The organism is uncultured Phascolarctobacterium sp., assembly GCF_905212365.1.
GTDB lineage: Bacteria > Bacillota > Negativicutes > Acidaminococcales > Acidaminococcaceae > Phascolarctobacterium_A.
The window spans coordinates 32,356-54,921 of record NZ_CAJMEH010000002.1; the positions used below are offsets into that span (position 1 = coordinate 32,356).

General features: G+C 51.8%; 18 protein-coding genes. All 18 read right to left on the bottom strand.

Going from position 1 to position 22,566, the window contains the following annotated elements:
- Window positions 1–8 precede the first annotated feature (8 nt).
- Window positions 9–740: a 3-deoxy-manno-octulosonate cytidylyltransferase gene (gene kdsB, locus QZ105_RS00855; RefSeq protein ID WP_293727957.1), complete on the bottom strand. Its 732-nt coding sequence runs from the start codon at window positions 738–740 to the stop codon at window positions 9–11.
- Window positions 740–3,271, bottom strand: coding sequence for a tetraacyldisaccharide 4'-kinase (gene lpxK, locus QZ105_RS00860; protein WP_293727958.1), 2,532 nt, complete (start codon window positions 3,269–3,271; stop codon window positions 740–742). The genes kdsB and lpxK overlap by 1 nt, the downstream gene beginning before the upstream one ends.
- 19 nt (window positions 3,272–3,290) lie before the next feature.
- The gene (locus QZ105_RS00865; RefSeq protein ID WP_293727959.1) at window positions 3,291–5,024 is read right to left on the bottom strand and encodes an ABC transporter ATP-binding protein; all 1,734 of its coding nucleotides are present in this window, start codon (window positions 5,022–5,024) and stop codon (window positions 3,291–3,293) included.
- Window positions 5,021–6,157 carry a lipid-A-disaccharide synthase gene (lpxB, locus tag QZ105_RS00870; protein WP_293727960.1) on the bottom strand — a complete coding sequence of 379 codons (1,137 nt, stop codon included), beginning with the start codon at window positions 6,155–6,157 and terminating at the stop codon, window positions 5,021–5,023. The genes QZ105_RS00865 and lpxB overlap by 4 nt, the downstream gene beginning before the upstream one ends.
- 104 nt (window positions 6,158–6,261) lie before the next feature.
- Entirely contained in the window at window positions 6,262–7,068 is an 807-nt protein-coding gene (lpxI, locus tag QZ105_RS00875; RefSeq protein WP_293727961.1) for a UDP-2,3-diacylglucosamine diphosphatase LpxI, read from the bottom strand.
- Window positions 7,069–7,073: 5 nt separating this feature from the next.
- Window positions 7,074–7,880 carry an acyl-ACP--UDP-N-acetylglucosamine O-acyltransferase gene (gene lpxA, locus QZ105_RS00880; RefSeq protein WP_293727962.1) on the bottom strand — a complete coding sequence of 269 codons (807 nt, stop codon included), beginning with the start codon at window positions 7,878–7,880 and terminating at the stop codon, window positions 7,074–7,076.
- 176 nt (window positions 7,881–8,056) lie between these two features.
- Window positions 8,057–8,500 (bottom strand): 3-hydroxyacyl-ACP dehydratase FabZ, encoded by a 444-nt coding sequence (gene fabZ / locus QZ105_RS00885; RefSeq protein WP_293553956.1) that lies wholly within the window; start codon window positions 8,498–8,500, stop codon window positions 8,057–8,059.
- 3 nt (window positions 8,501–8,503) lie between these two features.
- Window positions 8,504–9,352, bottom strand: coding sequence for a UDP-3-O-acyl-N-acetylglucosamine deacetylase (gene lpxC, locus QZ105_RS00890; protein ID WP_293727963.1), 849 nt, complete (start codon window positions 9,350–9,352; stop codon window positions 8,504–8,506).
- 21 nt (window positions 9,353–9,373) lie between these two features.
- Window positions 9,374–10,264: a lysophospholipid acyltransferase family protein gene (locus QZ105_RS00895; protein WP_293727964.1), complete on the bottom strand. Its 891-nt coding sequence runs from the start codon at window positions 10,262–10,264 to the stop codon at window positions 9,374–9,376.
- Window positions 10,265–10,329: 65 nt separating this feature from the next.
- Complete coding sequence (lpxD, locus tag QZ105_RS00900) at window positions 10,330–11,352, bottom strand: UDP-3-O-(3-hydroxymyristoyl)glucosamine N-acyltransferase (RefSeq protein WP_293727965.1); 1,023 nt, start codon at window positions 11,350–11,352, stop codon at window positions 10,330–10,332.
- Window positions 11,353–11,441: 89 nt separating this feature from the next.
- Window positions 11,442–11,849 (bottom strand): OmpH family outer membrane protein, encoded by a 408-nt coding sequence (locus tag QZ105_RS00905; protein ID WP_293727966.1) that lies wholly within the window; start codon window positions 11,847–11,849, stop codon window positions 11,442–11,444.
- Between the two features lie 31 nt (window positions 11,850–11,880).
- Window positions 11,881–12,801, bottom strand: coding sequence for a hypothetical protein (locus tag QZ105_RS00910; protein ID WP_293727967.1), 921 nt, complete (start codon window positions 12,799–12,801; stop codon window positions 11,881–11,883).
- Between the two features lie 77 nt (window positions 12,802–12,878).
- Complete coding sequence (locus tag QZ105_RS00915) at window positions 12,879–13,361, bottom strand: OmpH family outer membrane protein (protein ID WP_366935941.1); 483 nt, start codon at window positions 13,359–13,361, stop codon at window positions 12,879–12,881.
- A 94-nt stretch (window positions 13,362–13,455) separates the two neighbouring features.
- The gene (locus QZ105_RS00920) at window positions 13,456–14,724 is read right to left on the bottom strand and encodes a hypothetical protein (RefSeq protein ID WP_293727969.1); all 1,269 of its coding nucleotides are present in this window, start codon (window positions 14,722–14,724) and stop codon (window positions 13,456–13,458) included.
- A 20-nt stretch (window positions 14,725–14,744) separates the two neighbouring features.
- Complete coding sequence (locus QZ105_RS00925; RefSeq protein ID WP_293727991.1) at window positions 14,745–16,859, bottom strand: BamA/TamA family outer membrane protein; 2,115 nt, start codon at window positions 16,857–16,859, stop codon at window positions 14,745–14,747.
- Window positions 16,860–16,882: 23 nt separating this feature from the next.
- Window positions 16,883–17,368: a hypothetical protein gene (locus QZ105_RS00930; RefSeq protein WP_293727970.1), complete on the bottom strand. Its 486-nt coding sequence runs from the start codon at window positions 17,366–17,368 to the stop codon at window positions 16,883–16,885.
- A gap of 165 nt (window positions 17,369–17,533) precedes the next feature.
- Window positions 17,534–18,169 (bottom strand): sigma-70 family RNA polymerase sigma factor, encoded by a 636-nt coding sequence (locus tag QZ105_RS00935; RefSeq protein ID WP_293727971.1) that lies wholly within the window; start codon window positions 18,167–18,169, stop codon window positions 17,534–17,536.
- 36 nt (window positions 18,170–18,205) lie between these two features.
- Window positions 18,206–22,495 carry a translocation/assembly module TamB domain-containing protein gene (locus tag QZ105_RS00940; protein WP_293727972.1) on the bottom strand — a complete coding sequence of 1,430 codons (4,290 nt, stop codon included), beginning with the start codon at window positions 22,493–22,495 and terminating at the stop codon, window positions 18,206–18,208.
- Window positions 22,496–22,566 lie beyond the last annotated feature (71 nt).

Consider the following 22,566-nt stretch of genomic DNA (forward strand, 5'->3'; position numbering starts at 1 on the left):
AGCCTCCTTTATTTATTCATTTTAGCAAACAGCTCGTTGACTGCCGCCAAATCCTCCGGCGTATCTACGCCGATACCTTGAAAATCGCTTTCCAAAACCTTAATTTTATAACCGTTTTCCAACGCGCGCAGCTGCTCCAGGCTTTCCGCTCTTTCCAGCGGCGTCGGCGTCAAGGCGGCATATTTCAGCAAAAAGCTGCGGCGGTAGGCGTAAACGCCCACATGCTTAAAGACCTTGAAATCCTCCGGCTTTTTGCGGGGATAGGGCAGCAGGCTGCGAGAAAAATACAGCGCATAGCCGTTTAAATCGGTAACAACCTTAACGGCGGCCGGATTATCATATTCCTCCTCGCGCATAACAGTTTTCAAGGTTGCCATCTGCAAATTTTCATCAGCAAAAGCTTCCGCTAAACGGTCGATGACCTCCGGCGGCAGCATGGGCTCGTCACCCTGTACATTAACGATAACGTCGGCGTCAGGATAGCTCAGCACCACCTCGGCCAAACGGTCGGTACCGCTTGGATGGTCGGGAGAGGTCATCATAACCTTACCGCCGAAGCTTTCCACAGCCTTTTGCACCAGCTCGTTATCCGTAGCCACCACTACCTCGTCCGGCAGCGTGGCCTGACAAGCGCGCTCATAAACGCGCTGAATCATCGGCTTACCGGCAATCAAAGACAAGGGCTTGCCCGGCAGCCGGGTCGAAGCGTAACGGGCGGGAATGACACATAACACCTTCATTATTTATCAAGCTCCTTTTTAATGGCATTATTAATATATTCTTTGAACTTATCCATACCCTCGGTAATGCAGATATCCATGTTCAGGATATACAGCGGTATTTCGCGGGTTGAATAAATAAATTCGGTAGGAATCTTAACGGCGTCCTTCGCCGTAGCAATCATGGCCACAGCTTTCAAGCTGCTGGCGCGTTCGTTAATGTACTGCATTTCCAGCATACCGTAATCGTGGTGGTCGGGATAACGCACCGACTCCAAAATATTCAGGCCGATGCTGGACAGCGTTTGTTCAAAGGAGGACGGATTGCCGATAGCGGAAAAGACCATAACATCCTTGCCGCGCAGCTCGTCCAAATCCTTAATATTTTCGGAAATGCCCTTATACCAATCGGCGATTTCCACAAAGTTTTTCGGATGATGCACGCTCTCTACTACCGGAGCCTCGGCGTTGTACTTGGCGATAATATTGCGCAGCTGTATGCGGCTCAGCTTGCTGCTCTGGTCCGTCTTAGTCAGCAGGAACAGGTCGCCGCGAGCTAAGTTTTGCAAAGGCTCACGCAAGGTGCCGCGCGGCAGTACGCAGCCGTTACCGAACATATTCAAAGTGTCCACTAATACCATATCAAGATTGCGCTCCAGCTGCCAATGCTGATAGCCGTCGTCCATGATGATAACCTCGGCCTTCAGCTTATTCACGGCGTAACGGCCGGTAACGGCGCGGTTTTTACCGATAATAACCGGAATACCCGGCAATGTTTTCGCCATCAGGTAGGCCTCGTCGCCTGCCTCATAAGCCGTCATAAATATTTTATTGCCGTCGGATACGACGCCCAGCTCCTTGCCCCAGTGAGAACGATAGCCACGGTTCAGGATAACAACGCGGTAGCCCATGTCCTTAATAAGCGCCGCAACCTTCTGCGCCGTGGGGGTTTTGCCCGTACCGCCGACAGTAATATTACCAATGGAAATTACGCAGCAGTTCAGCTTTTCCCTCTTTAATAAGCCGGATTCATACATATTCAGCTTACAGCACACGCCGAATTCATACAAATAAGACATGCCCCGCAGCACGGCCAGCAGCAGCCAGCCCATGAAAGGCGTTTCCGGCCCGTAAGCAATCTGATAAATATATTGGATTACCGCATCGCCGTGACGCAGCCGCGCGCCGCCCTCGTCCGTAAGATTGCGGGTATTGACAGGATAAACGGCGTATTCCCGCGCCGGCACGGCCGTCAGGTCCAGCAGCTCCTTTAAGTAGCGGATGCTGCGCACATCAGCGCCGCGGTTTTCTTTGATGACCTGCAGGGAGGCCGCACCCATTTGCGCCCGGCGCTCGCCGTTCTGCAGAATATCCAGCATTTCGCTGGTCAACTCCGCCTGACTGTGCACCATTTTGCAGGCCTTTACCTTGCTGAGCAAAGCGTAGGAATCCTTAAAGTTTTGCATACTGGGGCCTACCAAAATCGGCTTGGCATGAGCCGCAGGCTCCAGCACGTTATGACCGCCGGTGTTACTGAAGGAGCCGCCGACAAAGATCACATCGCCCACGGCATAAATGCGACCCAGCTCGCCGATAGTATCGATAAGCAGCAGCGGATATTCTGCTCGCTCGCCCTGCTGCTCCAGCATTTTAGAGCGATAGCCTGCTTCATAGCCGTAATGCGCCGCCAGCTTGGCAATTTCGTCGGCGCGAGCCGTTTTACGTGGGGCGATTACCAGACGGGCATGGGGATAGGTTTCACGCACAGCCTTAAAGGATTCCAGCAGAACCTTCTCCTCACCAGGGTGAGTAGAGCCTGCCACAATCACAGGATAATCCTCTTTCAGCCCCAACTCCAAACGATATTTTTCCAAATCCTCAGGAGTTACCTCCGCATAGGTCTGGTCAAATTTTGTATTGCCGGTAACGAAGATTTTTTTGCGGTCTGCGCCCAAATGCGCGATATAATCGGCGTCAATGCTGGACTGCATGCAGAAACGGCTGACAGTGTTCAGCATATCGTCCCAAATGCCGTAAAGATATCTGTAGTTTTTCACGGATTTTTCCGAAATACGTCCGTTGACCATCATTACAGGAATGTGACGCTCACGGATAGCCCGCAGGAAATTAGGCCACAGCTCCGTTTCTACCGGCATAAATACACCGGGATGAATACGCTTCACCAAGGATTCGGCCACAAAGGGCAAATCCAAGGGGAAGTAAATAATAGCGTCCGCTTCGGGAATGATTTGCTTAGCCATATTATAGCCGCCCACAGTAAAAGCGGATACTAAAACCGGCCTGTCCGGCATTTCCTTGCGTATTTGCTTAACCAAGGGGCTGGTAGCGACAATTTCTCCTACGGACGCGCCGTGAATCCACACGCAGTCCTTGCGCATTACCTTGGCTATCTCCTCGCTATTGATGCGGCCAAAGACCTGCTGCTTGAAGCGCAGCGCAAAGCCCTTTTCCGTAAACAGGCGATAGGTATAGTAAGGTATTACAAAAATTACCAGCACTATTAAAATAAGAATATTATACAGAAGATACATGTACTAACCTCTTTTCGCCTTAATCGGCTTCTTTGCTGCGATACTGGATTTTATAAAGATGGGCGTACAAGCCGTCCTTAGCCATGAGCTCGTCGTGCGTGCCCACTTCCGCCAGGCAGCCTTTTTCCAAAACCATAATTTTATCGGCGTTCTTTATCGTGGACAAACGATGAGCGATAACGAAGGATGTCCTACCCACCATCAGCCTGTCCAGCGCCTCCTGCACTACGCGCTCGCTTTCCGTATCCAAGGCGGAGGTTGCTTCGTCCAAAATAAGGATTTGCGGGTTTTTCAAAATAGCCCGCGCGATGGAAATACGCTGGCGCTGCCCGCCGGAAATATTGACGCCGCGGTCGCCCAGCATAGTTTCATACCCGTCCGGCAATTCCATAATAAAATTATGAGCGTTAGCCGCCTTGGCCGCAGCCTCAATTTCTTCCTTAGTAGCGTCCAGGCGTCCGTATAAAATATTATCGTACACACTGCCGTTAAACAGCACCGTTTCCTGCGGCACAATGCCTACCTGCTCGCGCAGGGAACTGAGCGTCACACTGCGGATATCGTGCCCGTCTATAGTAATACTGCCTTCCGTTACATCGTAAAAACGCGGCAGCAGGCTGGCAACCGTAGACTTGCCTGCGCCCGAAGGACCGACAAACGCAATCATTTCGCCCGGCTTTACGTCAAAGCTGACATGTTTCAATACTACCTCGCCGGGATTATAAGCGAAGGTAACATCGTTAAAGCTTACGTTACCCTTTACCATGGGCAGCGCCTTAGCGTCCGGCGCGTTTTTAATAGTTTCCGGCAAATCCAGCACGTCAAAAACGCGCTGCGCTGCGGCCAGCGCTTTTTGGATATTGCCGATAACGCGGCTCAAGCGCTTAATCGGATTGGAAATATTAACAGCGTAAGTCAAAAAGGCAACTAGGCTGCCTGCCGTAATCTTGCCGTCAATAACGCTGTTGCCGCCGTACCACAAAATAATGGTTACGCCTACAGCCGCCACAAACTCGATGGTCGGCGTCAGCGTGGCCGACAACTGCGCATATTTCATATTAGCGCGGAAGTTATTGAGGTTTTCGCGTTCAAAACGCCCCACTTCGTAACTTTCACGAACAAAGGACTTAATAACTCTGGCCGAAGAAACCGTTTCCTGCAGGACTGACGTAATATCCGCCGTGGCCTCCTGGATGCGGCTGCCCGATTTACGTATCCTTTTACCAAACCAATCGATAAACAGCAGCACGACAGGAAAGGTACTGAAGGTAACTAAAAACAAGCGCCAGTCCAGATAAACCATCATCACGATGGACGCAATAAGAATAACGCTTTCCGTTACCATTTCCACCACGTTTTCCACCATAGCGGACTGTAAAGCGCTAACGTCGTTGGTTACATAGCTCATAATGGTACCGGTTTTGTTTTTATCGTAAAAGGTCAGGCTCAAGCGCTGTAATTTTTCAAAAACAGCTTTACGGATATCGATAATCACACGCTGGCCTACGTAGTTCATCAAATAGCTTTGCCCATAATAGGCGAAGCCGCGGATAACAAAGACCACGATAATGCTGACCACGATATAATTGAGCATCTCGGTGTTTTTTTCCTTAAGCACCTGGTCGACCATATCTTTAATAATCCATGGCAAATATGCCGTGCCGCCCGCCGCGATAGCGGTGCAGACAGCGGCGCACAAGCCGCGGAATATATAGGGGCGTATATATTGCAATGCGCGAAAATATAAATTCATTTCTTCTCCTCAGCTATTCTTAAAATTAGTTGGGCTACGCGTCCTACAGCGCCGGGCTCGCCTAAGCGCCGCTTCATATAGGCTAAATCAGCGTCCAGCTGCGGTCGGCGTCCCGGCGCCAGCAGCTCTGCTGCCGCTGCCGCCAGCTTAGCGGGCGTAAAATCATCCTGCAGCAGCTCCGGCAGAATCTGCCTGCCTGCCACAATATTGGGCAAACCGATATTGGGTATGTTGATGACCAAACGGGCGATAAACGCGTTCAGCGCCGAAGTGCGGTAGACAATAACGCTGGGCAGGCCGCACAAGGCCGCCTCCAAGGTAACGGTACCGCTGGTTGCCAGCGCCAAATCGGCAACGCTGAATAAATCGTAGTTATGCCCTTCCGTTATTTTAACCTCCAAACCGGATTCCTTAATCTTACTCTGCAGCAGCTCCAAAGGAATTGTTCCGGCCCGCGGCATAGCAAACTGTACCTCCGGCATTTGCTTCTGCAAAATCCTAGCTCCTGCCAGCAGCGTAGGCAGCATTTTTTCAATCTCCATCAGCCTGCTGCCCGGCATGAGCAGCACCAACCTTTTGCCCGGCTCCTTCCCGGCCCAGGCCGCCGCTTCCTCCCGCGTCATAGCAGGCTGCACTATATCCAGCAGCGGATGCCCGACAAATTCCACGGGCGCTCCGGCTTCTTTATATACGTCGTATTCAAAGGGAAAAATACAAGCCACCTTATCCACGAGCTTAGCTACGTTCTTGGCGCGGCCCTTATTCCAGGCCCAGGCCGAGGGCGCGATATAAGATACTACCGGTATGCCCTTATCGTGGGCCAGCTTCGCCAGCTTCATATTAAAGCCGGGGTAATCGACTATCACAAGACAATCTGGCTTGCACTCGTCCATAACCCTGCCGAAGTCGCTGCGCAGCTTGAACAAATCCGGCAGCTTGCGGATAACCTCCACAAAGCCCATGACGCCGTGGTCCTTAATGTCGAACAGCACCTCGCCGCCCGCTGCACGCAAAGCGTCGCCGCCCATGCCAAAGATCTGCGCTTCGCTGTCTATACTTTTTATGGCAGCGGTAACTGCCGCTGCATGAATATCGCCGGAGGCTTCACCGGCGGATATGAGAATTTTCGCCATAATAACTCCTCGTTACAACCTACACATATTCAGTATATATTATAACACAAAAAGCGGCTGACATAAGCTGCCAACCGCTAAGAAATGCGAAATTTTTACGATATTTATTTAACCAGAATAGTAATATTGTGCTTATCAGCCAAAGAAATGACCTTTTCACGCTCCACAACCAGAGTATTGCCGGCTTCAATGACAATGCCGGTAGCTCCCGCGTAAATCATGGACTCCATGGTTTTGGTGCCGAATCCGGGAATATCGAAGCGCTGATCCTGGGACGGCTTAGCAGCCTTAGCCACAATAACGCCGCCCTTGCCTAAATAGCCGCCGCGCAGAATGCAGGCATCCGTGCCTTCGATAGCCTCCACCGCCATCACTGCGCGGTTTTTAACCACCACAGTCTGACCAATGTCCAGCCCGCCGATAGCCTTTGCCATTTCAAAGCCGAATTCCATATCGGCCAGCTCTGCCTCCGTAGGCTTGCGCTTAGTCAGCACGCCGGGCTGCGGCAGCAGCGGCTTGATCAGCACTGTCTGATCCATAACCTCGATGCCCTCGCCCTCCAGCTCCTTAACGATAGCGTTCATAATAGTATCGTCCTTGCGGTCGGGCACGCTGGCTAAAATTTTAATAGCCCGCAGATCGGGAACGATAGCGCCTGCCTTATACAGAACCTCCTTCGTCACCTTGCCGATCATGGTCACGCGGGTAACTTTATGCTTTTTCAGCGTGGAAATAATTTTACCTATTTTACCGATATTGATATCGTAATAAAAGTCAACGCTATCCGCCAGCTCCTCGTCGATGCCGGGAACCACGCCTACGGCTACAACCTCATAGCCCAGGCTCTTGGCAGACCGCGCCACCTCCACCGGCAGATGCCCAATGCCGGAAAGTACGCCTAAAACTTCCATGACCATCAGCCCTTGCGGGTGCGGATAATACCGCGCTCCACAGTGCGCAGGAAGCGCATCAAATGCTCTATCGGCTCGCAGCTGTTAAGCTCCGCTTCCATGGTAGCAATAGCCTCCTGCAAGGGCAGGCCGCTGCGGTACAGAATGCGGAAAGCCTTTTTCAGCTCGCTGCGTTCCTCCTGCGGCATACCTGCGCGGGCCAGACCCACGCTGTTCAAACCGGAAACAAAGGCCGGGTCGCCGGCTACAATCATAAACGGCGGAATATCCTGGGAGGCGCGAGCCATGCCGCCTACCATAGCGTTGCGGCCGATTTTGCAGAACTGGTGCACAGCCGCCAAACCGCCGATAACGGCGCGATCCTCCACAATAACGTGGCCTGCCAGCGTAGCTACGTTGGACATAATTACGTTATTGCCAACGATGCAGTTATGAGCCACATGAGTATAAGCCATCATCAGAATATTATTGCCGATGCGCGTTTCGTTGCCTTCGCCGCAGGCTCTGTTGACGGTACAGCATTCACGGAAGGTACCGCCGTCGCCAATAATCGTCCGCGTTTGCTCGCCGACAAATTTCAAATCCTGCGGTACGGCGCCAATCGAGCAGCCGGGGAAAAATCTGTTGTTTTTACCCACGGTAGTATATTTATGAATCGTAACATGAGCGCCAATCACACATCCGTCGCCAATAACGGTATCCTCATCTATAACGGCATAAGGTCCTACCTTTACGTCCTTCCCAATAACTGCATTCGGATGGATAATTGCTGTTTCATGGATTCCGCTCTCAGGCATTATTATCGAACTCATTATCTTCACTCCCAAAAAATTAATCAAACAATTAAATTCAAATATAATACTATAATCACAGCCGACAAACTTTTTTCACAGGGTAAAAACAGCATTTATCCTTAATTTAATCTGAAATAAGCCGTCTAGCTCGTTTATACTACTTATTTCTGCTTGTTTGATAATTTTCTCGCGTTTTAATTTTTCGGGTCCATGATAGCAAAAGTGCAGTCGCATTCGCAGGCCACCTTGCCGTCCACCTTACCCTCGCAATGGATAATGCCCATATTCCCGCGCATAATCTTCGTTACCTCGGCGGTAGTTACAACCTGATCGCCGGGCACTACCTGCTTGCGGAAGCGCACATTATCAATTTTAGCAAAAACGGCGATTTTGCCGCGGTTTTCTTCGGGATACAGCATAGCTACGCCGCCAACCTGCGCCATAGCTTCAATCAGCAATACGCCGGGCATAATGGGCTCATTGGGGAAATGACCTAAAAACTGCATTTCGTTAGCCGTAATATTTTTGATACCTACAGCGCGTTTCATCGGCTCTATCTCCAAAATACGGTCCACCAGCAGCATAGGATAACGATGGGGCAGAATCTTTTTTATTTCGTTAATATCCAGAACGGTCATGATTTACTCCTCCTTTGTTCTATAAGCCTGAATCTGCTTAGCGATTTGCGAATTAAAGGCGTGCCCAGTTTTTACGGCGATAACATGCGCCTTAATGGGGCCTAAAAGATACAGGTCGCCAATCACATCAAGGATTTTATGACGAATCAGCTCGTCCTCAAAACGCGGCACGGAAAGAATCTTATTCTCGTCAAAAACAACCACATTTTCCAAGGAACCACCCAGGCCCAAGCCCATTTTGCGCAGCATTTCCAGCTCATGGGTAAAGGCCACTGTGCGGGCAGGCATAATTTCCTTTTTATAGCTTTCCTTATCCAAAAGAATATCAAAATACTGGGTGCCCAGCATAGGATGCTTATTAATAGAGGTAAAGGAAATTCTGTAGCCGTCATAGGGCAGCACGGCGATGTAACGGTCCCCGTCGTATACTGTAAACGCTTTATCTACGGCATAAACCTCGCGCTCCGCCTCCTGCTCCTGCAGGCCGGCCTTCTCCAGCAGCTCGCAGAAAACCTTGGCGCTGCCGTCCGTTACCGGCGGTTCAGGGGAAGACATTTCAATATAAATATTATCGATAGCCATCATGGCTAAGGCGCTCATCAAATGCTCGACCGTAAAAACCTCGGCGCCGTTAGCGCTCAAAGTGGTAGCCTTCACCGTGGAGCTGACGTTTTCTGCAAGCGCTTTGATTTCCGGACGCCCCGGAAGGTCGGTGCGCACAAAAATAATGCCTGCACCGGCGGCAGCCGGCTTAAAGGTCATCAGCACATCCTTGCCGGAATGAAGCCCGATTCCCGAATAGGAAACCTCTTTGGCGATGGTATGCTGCCTTGCTTTATTTTGCTCGGACATCTTCATCCTCCTTATTATCATTTATTTTTTCCTGCCAAATCGCTGCTTGCCGTCCTTCCAGCGATCATGCACCCAAAACCACATTTCCGGATGGGCTGTGATCTCCTGCTCTAAAACGTCCACCAGCTTTTTAGTAACATCGTAAAAATCCTGCTGCTTATCCTTAGTCCGCGGCGTGTACAGCGGCGGATAGATTTTAGCCGTGCAGGTACCGTCGTCGTTATTATGCAAAAAGATAGGCAAAATCGGCGAGCCGTAAATACGGGACAAAGCCGCAGCTCCCAAGGGTATAATGGAGCGCTTGCCGAACAGCTCGATTTCCACGCCGTCGTCGTTAGTATCCTGATCGTACAGCACGCCCAACAGATGCTTTTCCTTAAGCATTCTGCTGATAGCCAGCAAGCCGTGACCGCCGCGGTTATACGTTACCTTCTGTCCCACCATCTGGCGGAACTCGTTAATAGCCTTATCCATATAGCTATTGTTCTGCTTGCGGGTAATGGACAGCATGGGATAGCCGTGCAGCGCTACCGTAGCGCCCAAAAGCTCCCAGTTGCCGTAATGGCCCGTACACATAATAACGCCCTTATCCTCGGCGTAGGCCCGTTCCAGATATTCCAGCCCTTCAACCTGCACCAGCTCATGAATATTGTCTTTATTGAGCAATGGAAAACGCAGCACCTCGACCACCATACGCCCAAAACGATGCAGGCTGTCCTCGGCTATCTGCCGCGCTCTTTTAGCGTCCACGCCCAAGCATTCCTGCACGTTGGCAGCCGCCATCTGCAAACGCCAGCAGGGCACCACCAAAACGGCCACCCTGCCCAGAAAGGCTGCGAATAAATTCCGCAGGCAGGCAGGCAGAATACACATCAATTTGCTGAAAAATTTTACAGTATAATAACCAAACACTTTACCTCACGCTCGGCGCGCACTGCTGCTATGCTCCTGGCACTTGCTTGCGCGCCGGCCATCGTTTATTTTTTCAATTGCGCCAATTCCTTTTCCAGAGCTTTAAGGCGCTTGAACATATCTCCCACCTTGCGCACATTGGCCTCCTGGCGCAGCCATTCCTTCATGGGCATGGCAGGGAAGCCTCCCATCACGGAATTATCGGGCACGTCGTTGGTAATGCCCGTTCTGCCGCCAAAGACGCAGTTATTGCCGATGGTAATATGTCCAACCGTACCGACCTGTCCGGCGAAGGTAACATTATTGCCCACGGTTACGCTGCCGGAAATGCCCACGTGAGCCACTACCAGGCAATTCTCGCCCAGAATATCGTTGTGCCCCAAGTGTACCAGATTATCGATTTTAGTGCCCTTGCCTACGATAGTGCTGTCCACCGTAGCCCGGTCAATACAGGTATTGCTGCCGATTTCCACATCGTCCTGCAAAATTACGTTACCGGTCTGCAGCACCTTGCTGTGCTTGCCGTTTTGGGTAATATAGCCAAAGCCGTCGCCGCCGATAACGGCGCCGGACTGCAAAATTACGCGGTCGCCCAGCACGCAGTCCTCACGCACAGTGGTATTAGGATAAAGCGTACAATCCTTGCCCATTTTTACGCGCTTGCCCACATAGGCGTGAGGATAAAGCACACAGCCGTCGCCAATCTCAGCTCCGTCCTCTACGACGGCAAAGGGCTGCACAGCCACGTTGCTGCCGATCTTAGCCTTCGGAGAAACATAGGCCAAAGGGCTGATTACGCGCTCCACATCCTCCTGCGGGCGGAACAGTTCCAGCAGTGCGGCAAAAGCGGCGCGGGGATTTTCCACGCGAATAACAGGACGCCCGTCCAGTTCCGGGTCAGCAGGACTGAGCACCATAACGCCGGCCTTGCTTAAATGGCAATGCTCCACATGGGGCGGTACGGCAAAAGATATATCCTGCGGGCCGGCTTCTACCAAACCGTTTACGCCGGTAATCTTCAGCTCCGGATTATCATGCTCCACTGTGCCATGTAAAAATTTTGCTAATTCTTGTACACTCTTCTCCATTTCAAACCTCCATCAAATACATCGCGCCAGCAAAATATTTTACTGAACACGAAAAGCGGACGGGCCAACCCGCCCGCTCAGGGTGCGCTTTATTGCATTTTGGCAATGACTTCTTTAGTAACGTCGGTGCCGCCTTGAGGAACGGCTTCTTTAATCATAATAGCGCCTAAATTCTTTTCCTTAGCTACCTGATTAAGAGCGGTATCCAGGCTGGCCTTCAGCTTATTCTGTGCCTCGCTTTGAATCAGCTTGGCCTTAGCGCCGTAATCCTCGGCAATCTTGGCGGCTTCTTCGCCGTTCTTGCCTTCCATATCCTTATCCATTTGCGCCTTTAAGTCGGTCATCTGCTTGGTTACGTCTTCCTTAGTGTTTTTAACTACGGGAGCTTCCGTTTCCACCTGCTTCATATCAACCACGCCAAATTCCGCGTTGCGGCCGCTGCAGCCAAAGGTCAGCATAGAGACTGCAACCAGCAAGCCTGCAATTATTTTTTTCATGTTCAAAACCTCGCTTATCATATTCTTTGCTTTATTGTTTATTCAGATTTCTGATCACAAGGTCCGTTATATCTTCGGCCTTGAGATTAACCTTATATTGATTAAATACTATGGTATAGCCGCGTTCGTGGGCCAAACGCACAGCCTGACTTTCAATATCCTTATTAATCTGCTGCTTGAGCCGGTCGTTCTTATCCTGCTGCTTGGCAATCTCGCGGTCCATAATCGCCAATGCGTTCTGCAGCGCTTTGGGAGCGGCGCTCATCAGCTCCTTGTCCCGGGCGTCCTTATCCGACAGCTGCGACTGCATTTTGCTGCGGTAAGCTTCTGCAGCCTGCGCCATACGCTGCTGCATCTGCGCCACGTAAGGCCGCACCTTAGCGTCCACCAAAGCGCGCTGTTCCCGCTCCAGCTCCATAATACGGCGGCCGCGTTCCAGCTGCATTTCCTGCAGCTCCTTTTCCAACGCCTGACGCTCGTCGCGCTTGAGCCTGATGGATTCCAGCAGGGCCCGCAGATTAAAAATTTTCAGCTGATAGCTGTCCTCGATTTCCTTTTTCCGCGGAGCCAGCTGCTCTGCCGCTTCCTTCTCGGCTGCGGCGATAAAGCTTTGCAGCTTTTTATTTTCTATTTCCCGCTGCTCTACCATCCTGGTATTAAAGTCAGCAGTCAAATAGCTGTGCTCGCTGAGCTGCCGCAAATTGCGCAGCTTATTCAAGCTGCCCATTTGCGCCTGCGCCAGCTTTTCCTGTCCCTGCCGTTTTCCCAGCAAATCCTTGAGCACGCCCTCGCCCTGCTTAAGCTTGCCGTATTGCGGATGCTCGCTGAAAGCTCTCTCCCAGTTAACCACGGCGATCTTATCCTGCTGTCCCAAACTACTGACGCCGCAAGCTGAAATCAGCAGGGCCGCTGCTGCTACAGCGGCTATCTTCCCCAGCCGTTTCCCAACCATGACAACCTCCTCATGCCGACAACACGATAATCTGCCCTACGGCTCAAATAGAAACATCTTTATAAGGCGCTAAAGCCTTATTTACCGGACTGCAAAGCCTTGGCTACCTCATCCGTAATATCCACGCCGCCGTAAACTACGGTACTCTTTTCCACAACAACGGACAAGCCCTTCTTATCGGCTACTTTTTTAATCGTTGCTTCGATGCTTTTAATCACCGGGTCCATAAGCTCCTTCTGCTTATTTTGCAAACGCTCCTGAATCTGGGTATAATAGCGTCTCTTTTCGGCCTCGTTCATTTCCTTGCTTTTTTCGTCAAAATCCTTTTGCGCATTCTCGATTTCCGTCTTCATAGCGTCGTCCACGCCTTTCAGGTCGGGGCTTTGCGAAATCAGCATCTGATAATTTACCACGCCGATAGCCGATTCGCTGGACGCTGCGGAAGCAGTTTTGCCAAAGCCGCTTTGAGTCAAGGACAAAGCAAAGCAGCCTAAAACAAAGATGGCCGCTACAAAGAGAGACACCAGTTTTACATTTTTAGGATTACGCAATTGCTGCATCATAATCAGAATCCCTACTTTCTTTAATAAAAATTTAGATAGATACACATATATAGTTTATTATAGCAGTCTGCAACCATTCTTTCAAGAATTGCTACAGATTTCCTATAATTCGTAAATAAAATTCATCGCCGCCATAGACGTACTCGGCGCTCAGGAATTCGTGAATGCGGTACCGCACACCAAATTCATTGCGGTCGTCTCCCGAAAAATGCTCAGCACGCAAGCGCCACTTGGGGCTTAAATTATATTCCAGCCGGTAATCGTTATCGCCTATGGGCATCCGCCGCATATAGCTCCACACGCTTTTACCCCAATAGCGGGCATAGCCTGCGCCGAAGCGCCACTCTACGTCGTCCAGAATAACCTCCGCTTCGCCGAAAGCCTCGTCCCGCGGCGAAATAAACTTGCCTATATGCGCCTTGCCGGAAAGGTTATCGCTATCGCGGCCAATATCGCCGTAACCCTCGAACCACAGCTTATAATCGTCCGAATTAATCATAATATTCACGCCAAGATTAGCGCCCGGCGTGAGCCGTACCGACGGCTGTAAATGAAATTTCTGCACTGCCGTTTCCGCCAGCAGCTTATCCGTCAGCATTTGCTCCAGCTCGGCCTTGTGGGCCTGCACATAAGCTACCGGCAGCCCCCGCAGCCTGTCGCATTCAGACAGGTACTTATATTTCAGCTCCATAAGCAGAATATTAGGAATGGCTTCGCTGCGCAGCTCGTATTTAATATTGCTCACCAGCTGCCCTACGGGATAAATAACCACCTGCACTACGGTACTTTGCCTATCCTGCACCACGTCCACAGCCGCCTTAAATTCCGGCAGCCGTTCTTCTACCTGCTGCCGCGCCATTTTACGCAGCACGCCGCCGGCCCAATCGCCTGCGTCCTCGGACGCGCCGCTGATGGCCTGCTCCAGCTCCCGCTTGAGCGACGGTATCCGCTGCTGCAGCAGCTCCGCTGTCTGCGGCTCCACGCCGGAAAACTGCAGATCCACTGTCGGCTGGCTGATAATCCTGTTCCAGGGCCTGGCATAAAGCACAATCTCAGTATGCGCGCCCGGCTGCAGCCGCACCTCGCTCAGCTCGTAGCCCGTAAAAACACGGTCGCCTATTTCCGTCAGCAAGCGTTTATAATCCTCTCCGGCGGCGGCTACTTTAGCAACGTCCTTGTCCAAAAAAAGCTGGTCGGCGACCACCTGCATACTGCCGCTCATTTTATCCAGCAGGATCTGGCTGGTGCCGCCGTTAACGTCCACCACCTGCACGCTGACATTTTCAATTTGCGCAGAAAAAGCTTGCTGCAATGGCAAGCATGTCATTGCAGCAAGGATTAAAATTGTATTCAGCTTCATTACAGCCATCGCCCCACAGCTTAGAACTGTCCGCCAAAGCTAAAGTGGAACTTGCCGCCGTCCTCACCGTAGCCATAATCCAGTTTAACAGGGCCCAAAGGAGAATTGATGCGCAGGCCCACGCCGTAGCTGTTCTTAATCAGGCCGAAATCAAATTCATCCTCATGGCGTTTATCCCAAGCGTAACCGTTATCGGTAAAGAGTACGCCCTGTACCTTTTTGACAATGGGGAAGCGGTATTCCAGCGTGGCCTTAACCATGCTGTTGCCGCGGAACTGATCGTCCTCGTAGCCGCGCAGGGTATCGCTGCCGCCCATGGAGAAGCGCTGGCTCAGCGGCATATCGCCGTCGGCATAGCCTGCGCCCAGGTTCAAAGCCCAAACGCTTTCGCCGCCAGCACGGTAATAGTAGCGGTAGTCGGCGGTAAATTTAGTAAAGTCAAAATCGCCGCCCAGACCGCCGGCCCACTCTAAGCTGTAGCCGATACGTTTGCCCTCGTGGGGGTCGTAAATATTATCGCGGGAATCGAAAACGCGCCCCAGCGTAATACTGCGCGTCGTACCGAAGTTTTCCTTACGGCGTTCTTCGGCAGTTGGCGGCATCCAGCTTTCTTCGAATTTACCGCTTTCGTTAAACTGGTCCTCATAATATTGGTCTTTATCGTCTTCGTAGCCGTCAGCTTCGCCCTTATAAATATCCTCGCGGTTTTTCAGAGTAACGTAATTGCTTACATACTCGTTATTGGTTTTGCGGCTGAAAGTAATTTCCTGGCCGCGGCGCTTTTTATCATAACGCGCAATTTCGTCGCCATGAATATCATAGTCGGCGTATTCGTTAGTAATATCGTACAAATTCAGCGTAGCGCTGGTTTCCTTATTGTCAATCCACGGACGGGTATAGCTGAAATCATAGTTCTTGTTATCCTCGCCGCCAAACTCCCAACGGATATTGATTTTATCGCCGGTGCCGCGGAAGTTCTTATCGCCAATGGAAATCATACCGACAAAGCCGTCGGCGTTGCTGTAGCCTGCGCCAATGCCGAAAGTACCGGTATTCATTTCCACTACCGAAATTTCTACCTCTACGGAATTAGGCTCGCGGCCGGGGTTCAGCTTAATATTAACGTCTTCAAAATAGCCCAGGTTGTACACGCGCTGCATACTGCGGCGAGCATCCTTGGCGTTAAAGGGCTTACCCTTTTTCAGCTTCATTTCGCGGGTAATGACGTAATCCTTACATTTTACATTGCCCTTTACCTTGAAGTCCTCAACAATGCCCTCGTTGACAGTCACGTTCAGCGTACCGTCCTGCTCCATATGCACGTCCGTTACGCGCGCCAGAATATAGCCGTTGGAACGGTATTCCTCCTCCAGCCTCTGCACGCTTTTATTGATTTGCTTCAAATTGGCGACCTTGCCCTGCTCCAGGTCAAAGCAGGCGTCCACCTTTTTGCTGTCGATAACCGTATTGCCCTGCACCTTAACGGACTTATACACGGGGTTTTCCAGCACATGGTAAATAACCTGCACGCCCTCCGGCACAGCTTTAAATTCCGGATGCAGATCGTAGAACCAGCCCATATCGTAAATGGCGCTCAAGTCCTCCGTCAGTCCGGCTTCCGTAAATTCCATACCGGGTTTAGTCTTCAGCACCGCTAAAACCTCCTCTTCGGGAACGGTAGCGTTGCCTTCGATTATCTGCTTGGTAATGGTTTTGCCCACATACGGCTCCAGCCTGTTTTCTTCTTGCTTCTGCTCCTGAACGGCAGCTGCTTCTGCCGCAGGCTCCTGCACAGCTTCGGCTGCAGGCTCTGCTTGCTTCTCAGGCTCCTGCGCCTTTTGCGCGTCAGATTCCGCCGACACGGCAGCAGCCTCGGGCTCGTCTGCGGGAGCTGCCGCAGCTGCGTCGGCAGGCGCTGTATCCTTCTGAGCGCCGGCTGCAGCCGCAGTCTGGGCAGCGTTTTCACGCGCCGCAGCAGCGTAGGCTGTTTCCACGGAGTCCGTTTCTGCAGCAGACTCCAGCACGGCTGGCGGAGTCGCAGCCTCCGCAATTTGTATATCATCAGCATAAACCGGCAAGCCCAGCAGCATTGCTGCCAAGCCCACCCTCAAAGGCTGCCGTAGGGTTCTTTTCATCAATGGATTATCCTCCTTGCGCTTCATTTAGAGTTGCTCAACTCTAATCGTGCCGACTGTACCAGTCTGTGCATATCGGCTTTAGATATATTAACCTGCTGCTTTTCAGACGCTGCCGCCTGAGCAGGAATATCCTGCTTAACTATTTTTTCCACAACAACCGCCTTGACAGGCGCTGCCTGCCGTACCGGCACAACCGCAGAAGCTGCCGTATGTGCTTCTGCCGGAGCCGCCACGGCTCTGCGCTGTAAATAATGGTCCTTGGCGCAATACCAGCCGCCGAAGCCCGTCAGCACTAGCAGCACTGCGGCACAGGCCGCCAAAAGATGGCGGTTCCAGCTCCAGGGAACGTCCTTTTTCCGGCGCAGGTTTTTCAGCTCGGCTTCCGCCAGCATCAGGTCAAGCTCGCCGCGAATATCCTTATTGTCCAAAAAGCTGCGTTCCGCATTATCCAAGCTGCTTTTAACGCAGCGGATACGCTGAAACAGCGAACGGCTTGAGCGCTCCATAGTAAAACCCCTTTCTGCCGGAATAAAATAAGCTAAATAACTATACTTACAATAATCATCTGCGCCGCTTATATTTTTACGGCTCGTTTTCGCAGATTTTTCCTGTTTTAAAGCGATTTACGCTGAAATACTTCTGTTTACTCAATAAATGCACTTATAAATAAATTATTCCTTATTAAAATCGTGCATAAAACGGGAAAGCATGCCGCGAATACGGCGCACTCCCTGCTTCTGCAGACGGTACACATGCCCCAGACTGACATCTATAGCCTCGGCCACGGCCTGCGCGGGCCTGTCCTCCAGATACATACCCTGCAGCACCTGCTGTTCCTTAGCAGGCAGGCGGTCCATAGCCTGAGCCACTTTTTCCTGCAGCAGCTTACGCTCAGCCAGCTCCGTAGGCGAAGCCAGCGCCGACGGCAGCGCGTCGCTTAAAGTAAAGCCCTGACCGATATCGCTGTCCAGATACAGCAGTCCCTTGTCCGAGCTGCGGCGCAGATAATCCACCATACTGCCTTTAATACGGTAGGTAGCAAACAGGCTGAAGGCTACCTGACGCTTATAATCGTAATTTTCCGCTGCCTCCAGCAGGCCAACCATACCTTCCTGGATAAGCTCCAGCGTTTCTGCCTCCGGCAGCTTAAAGCCGACAGCCAGCTTAAAAACCAACGGCTGATAAGCCGTCATCAAGCGCTGGTGCGCCGCAAAATCGCCCGCCGCTGAACGCTCCCACAAAGCGCGTTCCTCCTGCGGCTCCAGCAGCGGCGTTTTGCGCAGCTCATCCAAATAGCTTTGCAGCATGCTTCCACCTCCCCTCTTACTGGTTATCAAGCAAAATTAAAAGCTGATTTTATATTCCAAGCCGTACCAATCTTCCGTATCCGACATATCGTAGCTGCGGGAGTAAGTAATATTAAAATGCCTGCTAATATCGTACTGCCCGAAAACACTTCTGTCAAGAGCGTCAAAGCTGGTTGTGTAACCTATCATCAATTTATCGTTCAGATATTTACTTACCAATACATTGTACTGGTTGCGCTCGTCCGGCGTAAGCTCCTGATTGCGGTCTTTAGAGCTTTCAAAGCCGATACCGGAACGCACCTTGCCCGTATAAATGCGGAACTGGTCCAAGCCCAGCGTTTGCTTAACCCATGTTTCCACGTCGCCCAGCACCGTCATTTGCAGGCCCACGGTCATCAGGTTATTCATGTCCTCGGACGTGACCTCGTTGCTGCCTGCCGTATCGCGCTGCAGCGTCAGCATTCTGATAATGGTATTGCGCTCCATGGGCGGATCGCTCTGCAGCTGCAAATCCATATTTTCCACAGGTCCGTTAATCTTCATAAAGATATTATAACGGCTGAAGCGAGCCGTGCTTTCCAGATTAACATTGGGCAGGAAGCTTCCCGGTTCAATCCAGTTCAGGCTTGCCTTATTCAGCTTAAAGTCGGTACGCAGATAAGTAACGCTGCCCTTCTCCGCCCGAATCGTTCCGTCGATTAGCGGATACTTGCTGCTGCCTTTAATCTGAATGCCGCCGCCCAGCCAAATATCGTATAAATAGCTGTTATACAAATGAATTCTGCGCCCTAAATCCACGCGCATATCAAGTCCGATATTGCTTTCGCCCTCGCCCAGCTCCGGAATAGTCGGCATATTTACCAACACGTCGTCCAAAAGCACGCTGCCCTTAACCAAAGGACGATAAGCCATGGGAGGCGGCGCGTTATTGCTGCGCGGCTTACTAAAGTCGCGGTATTTTTGCGGCTCGATAGTCACGTCGCTGTTAATGCTTCCGGTAAATATCTGGGAGGCAATTTCCGCATTCTTAGCCATAATATGCAGGCTGTAGCCTGTATCCATGGACGTATTCAGCGCGTAGCTGCCCTCGGCAGCCAGCGTACCCTTGCCTAATTTAGTGGAAAGGTCGCGCAGCAGCACCGTATTACCGTTAAAATCAACGTCCAGGTTAATATTTTCCAGCACCGTATCTATATATTTCAGTTTTACCGCGCCTTCGGTAATCTTCAAAGAGCCAAAGAGCAAGGGCTCCTCCAAGGTACCGGCTAAACGTACCTGTCCCTGGGTATCGCCCACGCCCCATTCCACCATTTTGGTCATGGCCGGTAAAATTCCCATACGCGCCTCGTTCAAATCCGCAATAATATTCATCTGCGCGTGAGGATTGCGGCGCTGCTCCCGCGAGCGGAACAAATCCAAAGGAATATCGCCCTCGGCCTTAACGCCGTAGGCGTCCTTAACGGCAGAAAATTGCTGCAAATGGATATTATCATTATTCAGCGACAGCATAGCGGTTAACCGGTCTATGCTGACTCCGGCCACAGAGCCGTCGGCGATTTCCAAAGAGCCTGTTCCCTGAGGCTCGTCGATAGTGCCGCCCAGCTTCACCGTCATATCCATTTCGCCCTTAATCTCCGGCGGGTCCTTCATTACCGCCGTCACAATCGCCGGGTTAGCCTTGACGGAGGACAACGCCATATCCATGCCTTTCTTGCGCAAATCTATGCGTCCGTCGGCAACAATCAGGCCACGGTCGCTGACATCCTTTTGCTCCTGCAGCTTGACGTTATCAAAACTTACAATACCATTTTGCAGATGGCCGTTAAAATTCATATGGGCATAATTCAGCTCATGTATTTTAACGTCGTCGGCATTAACGGCAATGGTAATACCGCTGCCCTTGCCCTGCGGGTTAAAGCTCAGCTCGCCCTGCATCTGGCCGTTAATATCATAATCCTGCCGCGCCATACGCAGCAAACCGCCAATATCGCCCCATGCCATCAGCACCTTACCCTGTACAAAGCGCTGCACAGTATCGATATTGATATCGGCGCTGTAAATGCCATAGTTAAGCGGGTCGTCCTTATAAGGCTGCTTAAAGGATACCTGAAAAATATTTTTTTCTTTAGCGTTGCTGTCCAGCGTACCTTGCAGCTCGGACAGCACCTCGCCGTTAATGTAAATTTTTTCGCTGGCAATATCGCCGTTAAAGGTAGGACTGTTCAGCACGCCGCCTAAATGGCCCTTGGCGTCCAGCAAGCCGTCTAAATCCACAGTTTCATCTTTAATGGGCAAATGGGCCAAATCCACATTCTTAGCGTCCATATTAAAATCCAGACGCTGATCTGCCGTCATTACGCCATCCAGCTTAATGCTGGCCAGGAAGGCCTGGATAAGGAAATTGTGCAGCTCCAGCCTGCCGTCCTCATAAATATAGCGCCCCGATACGCTGTTAAACAGCTGCTTGGCCGCACTGCCGTCCGTAGCGTGAACCTCGCCATACACGGACGGATGGCTGACCGTGCCGCTGAGCTGCATAATATTATCCAAATTGCCCGTTACCGAAGCATCCGGCGCCAAAAGCTGCATAATGGGCTCGATGCGCACGCCCTGAGTTTCCAAGGACAGCTCGAAGGCAGGCTCCTCGCCGCGCAAATCTATGCTGCCGTCCAGGAAATGCTTGCCCTGTTCCATATTTGCCACCAGATTTTTAATCGTCAGCACATTGTCCTTCAAGCTGATAAAGCCGTGAGCCTCGTCAATCTTCTGCTTCAAAAATTCAGCCTGCGTTAGCTGTACCATACCGGAAAATTCCGGAGCCGTCAGCTTGCCGCCGATGGCAAAGCCCGTGGAGCACAGGCCGCTGGCTTCCTGCCCCGCCGCGATATCCAGCAAAGGATTTATGGGGAAATCGGCCATGCGTCCCTGCAAAGCCACCGTGCCGTCCTTCGCCACGCTGCCGCTGACCGCCAGACTGCCGTTATTGCCGGCAAAAGCGCTGAAATGGTCTATTTTTAAACCGGCTTCGTCCAGCGCGCCGTCCAAAGCCATTTTGTTAATCGTCAGACTGCGCCAACGCAAATCAAAGGTATCCGCCGCAGCGTGCAGCTCCACCTTATCCTGCAAAGCCTTGCCCAGCACCGCCAGCTTGGCGTTGACGTGAACGTCGTCCGCAGGCCGGTCAGGCAGATGATGGGTTACATTTTGCAGCTGAACGTCGGCTGTCAGCACCTGCTCCTTAATGCTGTAAGCGCCGTTAGCCCTTATGCTGCCGCCGCCATATTCCGCTTGGAAGCCGTCTAAAATAATATTTTCTTTATCGGCGCGGAAGGGCAAGCGCAGCTTAGCAGCCTCGTAGCTGCCATAAGCCAAGCTGTCCGCCGTCACTACGCCCTCGCCCCGAGGCGCTTCGATATCGCTCAGGTCGGCCTCACCCTCCAGGCGCAGCTTTTGCCCGTCCACGCCCACGTCAAGGCCATTGACCTGCACCACATTATCACGAGCGCGCAGCAAACCGTTCAGCGCTACCTTATGCTTTTCGTTCGCCGCCAGTATTTCGGCTTGCAGCCCAGCTAAAGCCACCTCGCCAGAAAAGCTCTGCCCGCCGTTTTCATTGACATACAAAACGGCTAGCTTGCCCAGTCCGCCCTGCAAATTATCCAACCCGGCGTAGCGTTTCGCCAAAGCGCCATAAGCCGCCAGCGCCAGCTTATCGCCCTTCACCTGCAAGCGGCCTTCGCCCTTGGAAGTCAGCAAACCGCTAACGCCCAACCTGTCCGTACCGCTGGTCAGCTGCATATCAACGCCAAATTTCGGATTAGCGCCGCCGTTCAGCGTGCCCTCCACGCCAAAATCCCATTGACCCTCAGGCGTCGCTACCCGCAGGCTGCCGCCGGTAATTTCCAATAGGCCATAAAAGGGCGTTTCGTCGGAATCAGAAGGCTTGAGCAAATGCTGCATATTCCATTGCTCGTTGTCATTCATCGCCAAATAAGCCTTCGGACGCATCAGCTCTATTTTGCTTACGGCTCGCGCGCCCTTATCCAGCGCCAGCCATGGGCGCAAATGCACAATGGTACGCGGCAGCTCGGCTACCGTGCTGCCGTTAGCGTCCCTTATCACAACATTGTCTATCTCTGCGCTCAGGCCGCCGTTCCAGGTCAGCTCGCCGATGGACACGCTGCCGTTGATATAATCGTCGGCCATAGCCTCCGCCTGCGGCACCAGCTGCCGCAAATAGGAGGGCATAACCGTATGCACCAGAAAAATATAGCCTGCGCTGAGCAGCACTATTAAAAAACCTAGGAATCTGAAATATTTTTTCATCTATACTTCACCAGCCGTAAATCCTCCAAAAGTACCGTTTCAGACAACCACTGTACAGCCTGCCTGAACGT